Raw genomic sequence first — 13,438 nt, forward strand, 5'->3', positions numbered from 1 at the left:
CCTTGTCACCGTTAACTTGGTCCATTTTTTTATGGTTAACTCTGACTGACTTATTATTTTGTTTGATATTGATAGCTCATAATAGTGGTATATAAAGCTTCACCTTTATAAACCTGAAATCTAACGGTGTTCCCATAATACGCTTTCAGGCGCTGCTTAACATTTTCAAGAGCGATTCCATGCCCTTTCCGTGAATTTATTGTATCGTCTGTATATGGGTTGGTAATGACTATACTGACCTGATTTTGCAATATTTCAACCAATACCCCTATGGTTGCTTTACCCATCATTGGTTCTACCCCATGAAAAATACTATTCTCTAACAAGGGTTGTAATGTCAATAAAGGAATAGTGATCTGTTTTAATTGCACAGGTGAAAGCTCAATTTTCCAATCTACTTTTAAACGCTCCCCCAAACGCACCTGCTCAATCATTAAATATTGTTTACTGAGCTCGATTTCTTCATGCAAACTCACCAATTTTAACTCTTGGAAACTCGCTCGAAATAAACGAGACAAACTAATGAGCATGCTTTCTGCTTTATCTGGATCTATCGCAATTAAACTCACCACATTATTTAAACTATTAAATAAGAAGTGAGGGTGAATTCGTGCTTGCATGGCCTGAATACGTGCATTTAACTCGGCATATTGCTGATGCAACCATTGTTCCCTGACATATAAATAACGTAAGCAGAAAGCCCCGAGTAATATTCCATAGCTTAGATATAAAGGTACATTGGTAAAATAAACACTCCAGCCCTGCGTTAAAGAAGCATGTTTATTTAAAAGACCAAACTGAAAAAAATTACTCATTAAAGTGGTCAAAACAACAATGCTTTGCAGCATGACAAAGCCAATAGCTAAGGCAAACTCTTGACGTAAGCTGCTAAAAAAAGCTTGAAAGCGTTCAACCAATGCAAAAAAGGACAATATTACCCAGTTAATAAAAACGATGTATTGAAAAAGCCTTCCCCCGCTTAAGGCTTGCCAAGACTGCGCTTCAGCCAATGCCAAAACCAGTGCCAAAACATTACTTGCGATAATTAATTCGAATAAGTGTTGCCAACGCCCGCTTTTCGTAAAAAAATAGGAGGAATTTTGATTTCGGTATGCTGTAGGAAACAACTTTGTTTGTTGAGCTTCGGCAAGTGATATACTCTTTTTTATTTTACTGAGCCACCATGACCACATCTTCAAATCCCCCTAATTCAGTAACCCCAGACCAAACCTCAGGTATGTGGGGTGGTCGTTTTTCTGAAGCGACAGACGCTTTTGTAGCCGAATTTACCGCCTCTGTTCAGTTTGACCAACGTTTTTATAAGCAAGACATCGCTGGTTCGATTGCGCATGCTACCATGCTTGCGAAAGTTGGCGTACTCACAGAAGCAGAACGCGATGACATTATTGAAGGTTTAAGCACCATTCGCTCAGAAATTGAGGCTGGAAACTTTGAGTGGCGCATCGATCTTGAAGATGTTCACATGAACATTGAATCACGTTTGACTCAACGTATTGGCATTACAGGTAAAAAATTACACACAGGCCGTAGCCGTAACGATCAGGTTGCAACTGATATTCGTCTTTACCTGCGCGACGAAATTGATGATATTTTAAAATTATTAGAACGTTTACAAAAAGGCTTGTTAGGCTTGGCTGCCAAAAATGTAAATACAATTATGCCGGGCTTTACACACCTACAAACTGCTCAGCCTGTGACTTTTGGTCATCACTTGTTAGCATGGTTTGAAATGTTAGTACGTGACACTGAACGTCTTCAAGACTGCCGTAAACGTGTTAACCGCATGCCACTTGGTTCAGCTGCTCTTGCTGGTACAACTTATCCGATTGACCGTGCTTATACAGCAGAACTTTTAGGTTTTGAAGCTGTATCTGAAAACTCTCTTGATGCTGTATCTGACCGTGACTTTGCCATCGAATTTAATGCTGCTGCTGCGCTTATCATGATGCATTTATCACGTATGTCAGAAGAGCTCATTCTTTGGACTTCTGCACAGTTCAAATTTGTGAATATTCCTGACCGCTTCTGTACTGGTTCTTCAATCATGCCACAGAAGAAGAATCCGGATGTTCCAGAACTTATTCGTGGTAAATCTGGCCGTGTATTTGGTGACTTAATTAGCTTACTTACGCTCATGAAAGGTCAACCATTGGCATACAACAAAGATAACCAAGAAGACAAAGAACCTTTATTTGATGCAATCGATACGGTTCGTGGTTCACTCATGGCATTTGCAGACATGATTCCTGCATTGGTTCCAAATATTGAAATCATGCGTGAAGCTGCTCTTCGTGGATTCTCAACTGCAACTGACCTTGCTGACTACTTAGTGAAAAAAGGCGTTGCGTTCCGTGATGCACATGAAATTGTAGGTAAAGCTGTTGCATTAGGTGTTGCGGAAGAAAAAGACTTATCTGAACTCACACTTGAGCAATTACAGCAATTCTCTGACTTAATTACAGCAGATGTGTTTGACAAAGCTTTAACTCTAGAAGCTTCTGTAAATGCACGTGATCATATTGGCGGAACTTCACCAAAACAGGTTGAAGCTGCAATTGCGCGTGCCCATACACGTTTAGAACAGTTATACGCTTAAGGATAAACCATGAGTCGACAAGTTTTTTGCCGTAAATATCAAAAGGAAATGGAAGGTTTAGACTTCGCTCCTTTCCCAGGTGCTAAAGGCCAAGATTTTTTTGAAAATGTTTCTAAGCAAGCATGGCAAGAATGGTTACAACACCAAACTACGCTAATTAATGAAAAGCGTTTAAACGTGTTTGAACCAGAAGCTAAAAAGTTTCTGGAAGAACAACGTGAGAAGTTCTTTAACAATGATGAAAGTGTAGAAAAAGCTGAAGGCTGGAAACCAGAATAATCGGTTTATTTTAGCTTATTCATCATTAAAAAGGCGGGTCTATATACATAGATCCGCCTTTTTTTACGTGAAACTTACACAAACATAAAAAGCCTTACATAGAGCGCACAGGACTCTACATGACATCAAAAAGCGAAGAACTTAATATCACTCTATAGCAAGAAGAACACGATCCCTGTCGTGTTTATGCACTTGATTTTCTGTCCTGAACTTCCCCCCAAAGTTCGGGACATTTTTTTATCTATTAATTTTAAAAATAAAAAGGCCTTGTTTCAAACAAGGCCTTTAAATATTTCAGCTCAAGATTACTTTTCGTGGACTTTGGCTTCAATTTCTTCAATTTTGGTATGACGAGCATCAAAGCCTTTGGCCATATAAATCACTTGCTCAGCAATGTTACGAGCATGATCGCCAATACGCTCTAATGAACGTAAAACCCACATGACATTAATTACACGAGCAATATGACGCGGGTCTTCAATCATATAAGTCATTAATGTACGTGTTGCTGATTGATATTCACGGTCAATGTCAGCATCAGCTAAAAGTACACGTAAAGCTTGATCTGCATCTAAACGTGCAAAAGCATCAAGTGCATCATGAATCATGACACGAACTTGGTTACCAATATGACGTGTTTCCATGTAGCCACGCGGTGACCCGCCCTCTTCACACAGGTTTTGTGCAATACGGGCAATTTTCGCTGCTTCATCACCAATGCGTTCAAGGTCAGTATTGGCTTTGCTCATGGCAATCACCATACGTAAGTCAATCGCTGCCGGATGACGACGCGCCAAAATCAACGTCAAGCCTTCATCAATATCACGTTCATATTGATTGACTGCATTATCTTTAAATTGAACATCAATCGCTAAATTTGCGTCGGTATCAAGTAAAGAATGAATTGCATTTGCAACCTGCTGTTCGACCAAGCCACCCATGGTCATAAACTTTGTGTTTACATCTTGCAAATCTTCATTAAATTGAGAAGAAATATGATGGCTTAACACCGGATTACTCGGACTCAAGGGAAGCCTCCAACATGATGGCGCGGGAATAAAATGATTGAGCATTAAAACACAGCAATCATTAAGTTTTTATGACAAAATTAAATTTCAGATAAAAGCATTTAATTACTGATAAGTTAACCAGCTATTAAGCTCAACCAGATCTTTTTCACCCAACTGGCCTACCGCAGCTTTTAAACGAAGCACATTCAATAAATAGTCATACTGAGCATTAAGATAATCCTGTTTTGCAGAAAAAGCATTACGCTGCGCCAATAAAACATCAACCATACTTTTCAAGCCTTCGTTATAACTCGCTTTTGAAGCTTGAGAAACTAAAGAAGATGAATCCATTGCAGCCTTTCTTGCTTCAAGTTTGGCTTGATCTGTGTCTACCTGCATAAACGCACTTTTCACATCGACATTGGCACGGCGAATGGCTGCATCAAGTTGTGCCTGCGCTTTACTGACTTCTACAGTGGCTTTTTTAATTGATGTTCGGGTCCGTCCACCATTAAATAAATTCCAGTTCATTTCTACCCCGACCTGATCAAATTTTCCGTCAGTCGAAATGAGTGTCTCTGGTGTTTGTTTAGTATAGCCATAACTTGCTACAGCATCTATTTGAGGATAAAGCGCTGCCTTTTCGACACGGCGCTGATCTTCACTATATTTTTGCTGTAAACGGGCTTGCTGGATCTTTAAGTTTTTTTGCTGCGCCAAAGAAAGCCAGTCATTAAGTTCTGCTGGATAAGGCTTTTGAAAATTAAAATCACTGCGCAGTACAGCGAGTTTATCTTGATAAGAACCAATATATTCAGAAAGCTGCTCTTGGGCTAAAAGTAATTGAACATTGGTTGAAATACGATTGGCTCTGGCATTTTGATATTGAGCATTTGCTTCACTTACATCACTACGTGCCACCAAACCTTCTTTGAGTTTGGCATTCATCATATTAAGCTGCTCAAGCAAAGCTTTTTCTTCTTGTAGGTATGCAACACTCAATGCCTGCTGACGCAACACATTAAAATAGGCTTCTGCCACATTTAAAACATGATCTTGTTTTTGCAGCCTTAAAGTGATTTCACTAAGTGCAACCGAAGTTTTAACTTGTTTATAACCTTCCCAAGCATCCATACGAAATAGAGGCTGGCGTGCTGTTAAAGTCGCTTGTCGGGTCGTTGACGTACTACTTACCAAAGCATCTGACAGGCCTTCTTGATCAACACCCGGAAAGTTTGAACGTTTTACAGTTTGTCGATTACGGGTAATGTTTCCAGACAATGTGACAGTAGGTAATAACGCCCCCGTTGCTAAGCCTAAGTTCAGTTGATCTGCTTCATATTGTTGTTGATTGGCTTGCCACGTTGGGTCATTTTGTTTTGCGCGCTCATAAGCTTCAACCAAATCTAGAGCAAAACTCGAAGATGCAAAACTCCAAAGGCCAACAGCGACCATTAATTTTATTTTCATTGTTCAAATCAACGATAAAACTTGCCTTTAAGACTAAGAAAAATTCAAATCAAACTCAAGCCATTAAAAGTTTTAGTTTTTTAAGAGTTCTTAGTTTTTGACAAGATTAAAATACAAATAAAAATCAGTAACATGCCTATCCAACCCAGCCATGAAACATGCTCACCCACCAAAACGATGGCAAAAATCGCAGCCACTAAAGGTTCAAATAAAGTTAAGGTCGTCGCTTTGCTGGCATTTACTGTTTTTAATCCAAAACCGAAAAGTAAATAACCCAAAAACATAGGAATCAGCATCATATAACCAGCCACAAGTAAATTGGTTGAGCTATGCAATAACCCTCCACCTGTAACCAACAAAGTAGGAAGCAAAATAACTGCCCCACCCCCCATAATCATGCCCATTGCAGCTTTAGAGGCAACACCCCGATCTATTAATCTTTTTGCGGCCCATGAATAAAGTGAATAAGTTGTAGCTGCGACAAGCCCAAGAAAAATACCGAAGAATTTATTCCATTGATTTGTACTCTCTTGGATCGCATGACTTTCCCCCATCGATAACATACTTACACCAAGCACACCGCACACAAAACTTAGAAACCAGATAGCCGATAAAGCTTTGCGGTCAAAAAATCGCTCTAAAATTGCTGCTATTAATGGAGCGGTACCAATTGAAACAACGGTGCCAATCGTAATGCCCGCATAATGCATTGAGGAATAAAAAGCCAAAGGATAAATACCAACCGCCGCTACCCCTAAAAGCAGTATTGAAAGATTTTCCCTTATAAACTGACGGTTTTCGCGTATTGCTCGTGATGCAACCAAAGCTTGTAAAAGTCCTCCACCACCCATCGCTACGGCACCAATAGCGAGTGGGCCAAGTGTCGGTGCAAATGCTGCCGCCGTACCTGTTGTTCCCCACAAAACAGAAGCAACCAAAATCGCAATTGTGCCCCCATAGCTACTATTTTTAATGAGGCTAATCATGTAGGCATTCTCTATTTAAAATATCTTCTGCCATTTGTTTTGCTAATAGAAGTTGACGACTGTTTCCTTCTAAGCCTGCTCGTGCCATAGAACCCTCTAAAAGAAAAGAAAGCTGCGTGGCCACATAGTTAACGCGCTGTGAGTCTGGTATTAATTTTTTTAAATGCTCAGCAACAATACCTTCCACTTCTTCTTTATGCTGTCTTACCGAAGTACGCCCTGCACTATTCGCTGGAAACTCTGCGGCAGCATTCAATAACCCACAGCCTCGAAACCCTTTTTCGTAGGCAAATTCTGCATGGTCCTGATAGGCATCAAACACAGCCAAAATGGCTTCTTTAGCTGTGTTTGTTTTTGCTAAACGCTTTTGATAGAGATCGAGCCACTCTTGATGGCGTGCAGCAATATAGGCATCAACAAGATCGCCTTTTGAAGAAAAATTATTATAAAGCGACATCTTAGCGACATCGGCTTTAGCCGTAACTGAATTGATTCCTGTTGCAGTAATGCCATCGTTATAAAACAAGGTTGCTGCTGCATCGAGAATTTTCTGTCTTGCTGTTTTATCATTCATAACTTTTACTTAAGTAGACCGACCTACCTAATAATAAAGTTTTCTAACAATGATGCAACCTTTTTAAGCGTTATAATTTGAGCAATATTAATTTCTATAAAAGTACAATGATGAAAAAAGTTCTAATGATGAGTATGTGCAGTGCACTACTTTTGGCTGGATGTAATAAAACATCACAGCAAGATCAGGCTGTATCTAAAGAGCAAAAACCAACTGAACAAAAGGCTACTCAAAAGCAAGACAGCAGTTGCTTACAAATTATGGCTGCTACGCAGAAAATCAACCAAAACAGCAAAATAGAAGATTTAAATCAAATTAATGAAAAGCTTAAAAGCTGTGTTCCCTCTTTAAAAAATGATGAGCAGCTTAAGCTTATTGATGCTTCAACTGCGATGTATCAACGTTTTCTTAAACAAGACTACACTGAAAAAACAGGGAGAGCTTTTGAAGCATTTGGCCATGCCGTTTTAGAACAGAAACAAGACCTTAAAAAGGTCATCAAAACCCAGAAAAAACTCTTCGACCAACTTAGCCCGCGTGATCAATATTTACTTCAACATGAAGGCCAAGCCTACATTGAACTTCTCTATCAAGGTGAGGGTATGTTTACCTATCGACGTCAGCCAAACTATTTAGTTGAGGTTTTTTCTACGTCCTTACCAGCAGACCAAAAAGAGTTCTTAACTCGTATGGCCAAAGATAATCAGGATATTTTCTATAACGATGGTGCGTTGGCCGTTTCATGGAAAGAACTTACTGAACGAGCACTTTTTTGGGAAAAATTTATTCAGAAATATCCAAAAAGTCACTTTATTAGTGATGCAAAACGACTATTTAATGAATATCGCTATTTTATTTTCTTTGGTTTAGATAACACGCCAGTGTCAGATGAATATGCACCGAATACGTGGTTTGATAAAGATGCTCTTCAACAAATTCGGTTTTTGTCTACACAAAATCAGTCGAGTTTAGCGAAATCCGCTCAACTGTTTCTTAAGTTTATTGCCACTCCTATAGAGGAGCGTAATAAGCAATTTAAAATAGATTTAACTGATAAAAATGGTGATAAAAAATCAAATTATCAGATTACTCATGAACAGCTTGAGCAGCTATTAAAATTTGATTCGCCATGGAACACGGAAGTCTATCGTGACTGCCATATGGATGCAGTTTGTATAGATACAAATTGACAATGCCAGCCAACCTAAAACATGTTAGTCTGTAAATCGCTTGACGGAGCGCGAGTAATAGCTCGCTGAGATTGTGTAAATTCTGTGTTATCGCAACACAAGTTTGATCACAAGTACCGTTGAACCTGATCAGGTTAAGACCTGCGTAGGAATCAAGCCATCTGAAAACTTAAAGCCTTAAATTTATCTAATAAAGATAAATCCGCCATCGTTTTTGGTCGTGCTTGATTCGTTGATGTTATTCATAAGGATCATGTGATGAACCAGTTAACGAATCTCTCTTCTGCTGAAATTTCAGCACAACATGAACAAGATGCAAAAGATTTAACCCGCATCTTACCCGCTTCTAAAAAAGTTTATATTGAGGGTTCTCGCCCTGACATTCAGGTTCCAATGCGAGAAATTTCTTTAACCGACACCCCTACTGGTCTTGGCGGTGAACATAACCCTCCTGTTATGGTATATGACACTTCAGGTGTTTATACCGACCCAAATGTTCAAATTGATTTAGACAAAGGTTTACCTTCAGTTCGCCAAAACTGGATTGAAGAGCGTAACGATACTGACGTACTTTCTGGTTTAACTTCAAAGTTTGGTCAAGAACGTTTAAAAGACATTCGTACCGCTGATATTCGTTTTGCGCACATTCAAAATCCACGCCGTGCCAAAGCAGGCAAAAATGTCACTCAAATGCACTATGCCAAGCAAGGTATTATCACACCTGAAATGGAATATATTGCAATTCGTGAAAATCAACGCCAGCGTGAAGGCGTTGATATGCGTCAACATGCTGGTCAGAATTTCGGTGCAAAAAACTTAAAAGAAATTACACCTGAATTTGTTCGCCAAGAAGTTGCTGAAGGTCGTGCGATCATTCCTGCAAACATTAACCACCCAGAACTTGAACCAATGATTATTGGTCGTAACTTCTTGGTTAAAATTAATGCCAATATTGGTAACTCAGCACTTGGTTCTTCAATTGACGAAGAAGTTGCAAAAATGACTTGGGCAACGCGTTGGGGTGCCGACACCATTATGGACTTGTCGACAGGTAAAAACATTCATGAAACACGTGAATGGATTATTCGTAACTCACCTGTTCCAATCGGTACTGTACCTATTTATCAAGCGCTTGAAAAAGTTGATGGTGTTGCAGAAGATCTGACTTGGGAAATCTTTAAAGACACACTAATTGAACAAGCCGAACAAGGCGTTGACTACTTCACAATTCACGCAGGTGTATTACTTCGCTATGTACCACTTACAGCAAACCGTTTAACAGGTATTGTATCTCGTGGTGGTTCAATCATGGCGCAGTGGTGTCTAGCACATCATGAAGAAAACTTCTTATACACACATTTCGATGAAATCTGTGAAATCATGAAGGCTTATGACGTTTCATTTAGCTTAGGTGATGGCTTACGTCCGGGCTGTATTCAAGATGCAAATGACGAAGCACAGTTCAGCGAACTTAAAACCCTAGGTGAGCTGACTCACCGTGCATGGGAACATGATGTTCAAGTCATGATTGAAGGCCCTGGTCATGTACCAATGCACATGATTAAAGAAAACATGGACCTTCAGTTAGAAGTGTGTAAAGAAGCACCATTCTATACGCTTGGACCATTAACAACAGATATCGCTCCGGGTTATGACCACATTACTTCTGCAATTGGTGCAGCCATGATTGGTTGGTACGGCACAGCGATGCTTTGTTATGTGACACCAAAAGAACACTTAGGTTTACCAAACAAAAAAGATGTTAAAGACGGAATTATTACCTACAAGCTTGCAGCACATGCTGCCGATCTTGCGAAAGGGCATCCGGGTGCTCAAGTTCGCGATAATGCCTTATCAAAAGCTCGTTTTGAATTCCGTTGGGATGATCAGTTCAACCTAAGTCTAGACCCTGATACAGCACGTAGTATGCACGATGAAACCTTACCAAAAGAGGCTCATAAATCTGCACACTTCTGCTCAATGTGTGGTCCAAAATTCTGTTCAATGAAAATCACTCAGAATGTACGCGACTATGCCAACAACCTCACCAATAACGATTCAGAGGTTGAAGAAGGCCTCAAAGCGATGAAAGAGGTTTATCAGGAGCAAGGTCAAAAACTGTATCATAAAGTGTAAATATTCAAAAAAAACACTTGCCTAGCCCTGATTCTCGGTTAGGATGAAATAAATAGATTTCGTCCTGACCGAATCATGAGTATTGTTGAACGTCCAAGTTATACATCTAAAGATGTAGAAGTAACATCACGTGAATCTCTATTCCGTGGTTTTATTCAAGTTGAAAAAGTCAGCCTTCGACATCGTCTATTTAATCAATCTGAATATACTCATGTATTGCAGCGTGAACTCGTTCATCGGCCTGAAGCAGCTGGCGTACTACTCTACAACGATCAAAAACAACAGTTTGCTCTGATTGAACAGTTCCGTGTTGGGGCTTTAGATGATGCTCAATCACCGTGGCAGTTAGAAATAATTGCAGGCGTGATAGATGGTGATGAATCACCAGAAAGTTGTATTCGACGAGAGAGCCTTGAAGAATCAGGTTGCGAAGTTCAAGATTTAGAGCATCTATTTAGCTTTTACCCGTCAGCTGGTGCTTGCTCAGAGTTATTTCATCTCTATGTTGCCGAAACTGAATTACCCGCTGAAGGGGGTGTTTTTGGCGTAGATGATGAGGGGGAAAATATTCAACTGCACTTATTTAATTATAGTGAAATCCAGACTCTACTCGACAGCGGGCGTTTAAGAAATGCTCCTGTCATTATGGCATTACAATGGCTGGCCCAACACAGCAAAACGATAATAAACCCGAAGAGGTAGGACGGTGACTTTTCAAGTCTCAACACTTTCACAAAAAGACCATGTCATTATACAAATTACCGATACCCACCTATTGGAGTATCCGCATTTAGAATTTGTGGGTATGAATCCTGAAGAAAGCTTTCACGCCATTATTCAACAGATACTTAATAAACATCCTGAAACTGATGCAATTATCCATACCGGGGACCTAGCTCAGGCACCAACGCCTATTACCTACAAACGTTATATTCAATATATGCAAACGCTTGGTCTGCCCTTTTTTCAGACCTTAGGTAATCATGACAATGTTGACCATTTTCCATTGCATAAAGAGAATCATCAGGAACCTGTGGTCATTTGCTTAGGGAACTGGCGGATTATTCTATTAAATAGTGCGGTAAAAGGTCATATTGATGGACATCTATCAGCAGAACAGCTAGAGAACTTAACGGCTTTACTTGAAGAGTATGCAGATAACCCGATTTTGCTGGCTTGTCATCACCACCCTTTTGCCATGAAGTCAAAATGGATTGATCATCACAAGTTACAAAATTCTAATGCTTTGCTTACAGCATTAACGCCGTTTAAAAATGTAAAAGCTTTGGTCTGCGGGCATGTTCATCAAGACTCAATCAACATTTGGCAAGGGGTCGAATTTTTCTCTACACCTTCGACAAGTGTTCAGTTTAAACCCTTTAGTAATGATTTTGCACTCGATCAAAATGCTCCCGGCTACCGTTACATTCGTCTAAAAAACGATGGTAGTTTTGAAACAGAAGTCTTCCGTCTTGAAAATTTTCAAGGCCATATAAACACTGATATTTCAGGCTATTAGCCCTATTTCTTATATGCTTATATATAATTATGACTGGGGCAAACACGTTTTGAAAATATTTACGGGGCGGAATGACTATCATCTTGCAGGAAAAATCTATATGATGACGACCCGATGGGAAAATCCCATCGATGGTTTTCTATAAAAACACTTGCATATCACCATATTTTTTGCGTATAGATAATACGTGTATGATGAGGAATGCCCTATTATGGCGAATGACAACCACAACCAAGTTTTGGATGAACATACAGAAGTTGTAGTGGAAGGTGACAAAGCTTCTGCAAAACGTGCACGTAAAGTGAAACCTAAAACTTCTGACATAGGCACAACTGCAAGTTTATTTGGTATTGCACCTTATCAACCTAAGAAAAATGAAGAGTACATGTCTGAAGGACAGCTCGAGCATTTCCGACAAATTCTGCAAGCATGGAAAGCTGAATTAATGTCTGAAGTTGATCGTACTTTAAATACGATGCAAGACGAATCAACTGCACTGCCAGATGTAAACGATCGTGCTACCCAAGAAGAAGAATTTGCAATTGAATTACGTACACGTGACCGTGAACGTAAGTTAATTCGTAAAATCGAACAATCTATGGAAGCTATTAAGAATGAAGACTACGGTTTCTGTGAAACTTGTGGTATTGAAATCGGCTTACGTCGTTTAGAAGCGCGTCCAACTGCAACGTTATGTATTGACTGCAAAACTTTGGCAGAAATTAAAGAGAAGCAAAATAACGGTTAATATGACCGCTGTAGCTACTCAAGAAAAGCCTAGCTTTTCATACTCAGGTCGGTTTGCGCCATCGCCAACCGGCCCTTTGCATTTTGGATCACTCATTACTGCTGTTGCCAGCTATTGCGATGCAAAAGTCCATCAAGGCAAATGGCTGGTTCGTGTCGAAGATACAGATATCCCTCGTATTTATCCCGGCAGCGAAGAGCATATTCTCACATCACTTGAAGCCTTCCAGTTCGAACCCGATGCAGAGATCATCTTTCAAAAAAATCGTTTAGACATTTATGAAAGTGTATTAGACCAACTCAAAAAAGAAGGTCTTATCTATGCATGTCAATGTACCCGCAAAATGCTTGGTTCAAATGCAATCTATGCAGGTACTTGCCGCGATCTCAATCTTGATTTTCAAGGTCAAGCGATTCGGGTAAAAGTTCAAGATCAGCAGATCTGTTTTGATGATCGATTGCAAGGACGTCATTGCTCTAATCTACAACACGATCTTGGAGATTTTGTTCTTAAGCGCCGTGATGGAATTATTAACTATCAACTTGCGGTCGTTGTGGATGATTATCTACAAGGTATTACCCATGTCGTTCGAGGCGCGGACTTATTAGATAACACCGAACGTCAGATTTGGTTAGGTCAGCTTCTAGGTTATCCTCAACTAAGCTATATGCACCTTCCCCTTGCAATGAATGACCAAGGGCAAAAGCTCTCTAAACAAAATCTAGCCCAAGCACTCGATTTATCAAAAGCGCCTGAATTACTTCAAAAAGCAATACTGGCCTTGGGACAACCCAACGTTGATTTAGATCAGCCTAGAGCGATGCTAAGGCAGGCTGTAGCGCAGTGGAATGTTGATTTGATTCCCCATGGGCAAGAGCTCAGCGGCACATATCTATAAATAATAAAAAA

At 39.9% G+C, this 13,438-nt stretch carries 13 protein-coding genes and 1 riboswitch; of the genes, 8 read left to right on the forward strand and 5 right to left on the reverse strand.

Going from position 1 to position 13,438, the window contains the following annotated elements:
- Positions 1 to 53: 53 nt before the first annotated feature.
- On the reverse strand, positions 54 to 1,193 hold the full coding sequence (locus ACYU0V_RS17075; RefSeq protein WP_461848373.1) for a sensor histidine kinase: 1,140 nt from the start codon (positions 1,191 to 1,193) through the stop codon (positions 54 to 56).
- Here ACYU0V_RS17075 and argH point away from each other — a divergent pair.
- Together argH and ACYU0V_RS17085 are read left to right on the forward strand one after the other, a co-directional pair.
- Entirely contained in the window at positions 1,184 to 2,617 is a 1,434-nt protein-coding gene (gene argH, locus ACYU0V_RS17080) for an argininosuccinate lyase (protein ID WP_002121138.1), read from the forward strand. The genes ACYU0V_RS17075 and argH overlap by 10 nt on opposite strands.
- Positions 2,618 to 2,626: 9 nt before the next feature.
- Complete coding sequence (locus ACYU0V_RS17085; RefSeq protein WP_000089995.1) at positions 2,627 to 2,896, forward strand: oxidative damage protection protein; 270 nt, start codon at positions 2,627 to 2,629, stop codon at positions 2,894 to 2,896.
- A gap of 305 nt (positions 2,897 to 3,201) precedes the next feature.
- Here ACYU0V_RS17085 and phoU read toward each other — a convergent pair whose 3' ends face one another.
- From phoU to ACYU0V_RS17105, 4 genes are all read right to left on the reverse strand, one after another.
- Positions 3,202 to 3,924 carry a phosphate signaling complex protein PhoU gene (gene phoU, locus ACYU0V_RS17090; RefSeq protein WP_000075183.1) on the reverse strand — a complete coding sequence of 241 codons (723 nt, stop codon included), beginning with the start codon at positions 3,922 to 3,924 and terminating at the stop codon, positions 3,202 to 3,204.
- A gap of 105 nt (positions 3,925 to 4,029) precedes the next feature.
- Entirely contained in the window at positions 4,030 to 5,376 is a 1,347-nt protein-coding gene (gene abuO / locus ACYU0V_RS17095) for a multidrug efflux outer membrane protein AbuO (protein ID WP_032070635.1), read from the reverse strand.
- An 80-nt stretch (positions 5,377 to 5,456) separates the two neighbouring features.
- Positions 5,457 to 6,362, reverse strand: coding sequence for a DMT family transporter (locus tag ACYU0V_RS17100; RefSeq protein ID WP_461848379.1), 906 nt, complete (start codon positions 6,360 to 6,362; stop codon positions 5,457 to 5,459).
- Complete coding sequence (locus ACYU0V_RS17105) at positions 6,355 to 6,936, reverse strand: TetR/AcrR family transcriptional regulator (RefSeq protein WP_461848381.1); 582 nt, start codon at positions 6,934 to 6,936, stop codon at positions 6,355 to 6,357. Before ACYU0V_RS17105 ends, ACYU0V_RS17100 begins: the two co-directional genes overlap by 8 nt.
- Positions 6,937 to 7,043: 107 nt before the next feature.
- On the opposite strand from ACYU0V_RS17105, the gene ACYU0V_RS17110 reads away from it, so the two are divergent.
- The 6 genes from ACYU0V_RS17110 to gluQRS all read left to right on the forward strand — a co-directional run bounded on the left by ACYU0V_RS17110 (position 7,044) and on the right by gluQRS (position 13,427).
- Positions 7,044 to 8,126: a hypothetical protein gene (locus ACYU0V_RS17110; RefSeq protein WP_461848382.1), complete on the forward strand. Its 1,083-nt coding sequence runs from the start codon at positions 7,044 to 7,046 to the stop codon at positions 8,124 to 8,126.
- A 34-nt stretch (positions 8,127 to 8,160) separates the two neighbouring features.
- A riboswitch (TPP riboswitch) is annotated at positions 8,161 to 8,295 on the forward strand.
- A gap of 89 nt (positions 8,296 to 8,384) precedes the next feature.
- Positions 8,385 to 10,262, forward strand: coding sequence for a phosphomethylpyrimidine synthase ThiC (gene thiC / locus ACYU0V_RS17115; RefSeq protein ID WP_002121180.1), 1,878 nt, complete (start codon positions 8,385 to 8,387; stop codon positions 10,260 to 10,262).
- Between the two features lie 75 nt (positions 10,263 to 10,337).
- Positions 10,338 to 10,964 (forward strand): NUDIX domain-containing protein, encoded by a 627-nt coding sequence (locus tag ACYU0V_RS17120; RefSeq protein WP_461848384.1) that lies wholly within the window; start codon positions 10,338 to 10,340, stop codon positions 10,962 to 10,964.
- 4 nt (positions 10,965 to 10,968) lie between these two features.
- Positions 10,969 to 11,781 (forward strand): 3',5'-cyclic-AMP phosphodiesterase, encoded by an 813-nt coding sequence (gene cpdA / locus ACYU0V_RS17125; RefSeq protein ID WP_086265349.1) that lies wholly within the window; start codon positions 10,969 to 10,971, stop codon positions 11,779 to 11,781.
- A 211-nt stretch (positions 11,782 to 11,992) separates the two neighbouring features.
- On the forward strand, positions 11,993 to 12,529 hold the full coding sequence (gene dksA, locus ACYU0V_RS17130) for an RNA polymerase-binding protein DksA (RefSeq protein WP_002121205.1): 537 nt from the start codon (positions 11,993 to 11,995) through the stop codon (positions 12,527 to 12,529).
- Position 12,530: 1 nt separating this feature from the next.
- Positions 12,531 to 13,427 carry a tRNA glutamyl-Q(34) synthetase GluQRS gene (gene gluQRS, locus ACYU0V_RS17135; RefSeq protein WP_461848387.1) on the forward strand — a complete coding sequence of 299 codons (897 nt, stop codon included), beginning with the start codon at positions 12,531 to 12,533 and terminating at the stop codon, positions 13,425 to 13,427.
- Positions 13,428 to 13,438 lie beyond the last annotated feature (11 nt).

The sequence above is a fragment of the Acinetobacter sp. X9 genome (genome assembly GCF_054889255.1).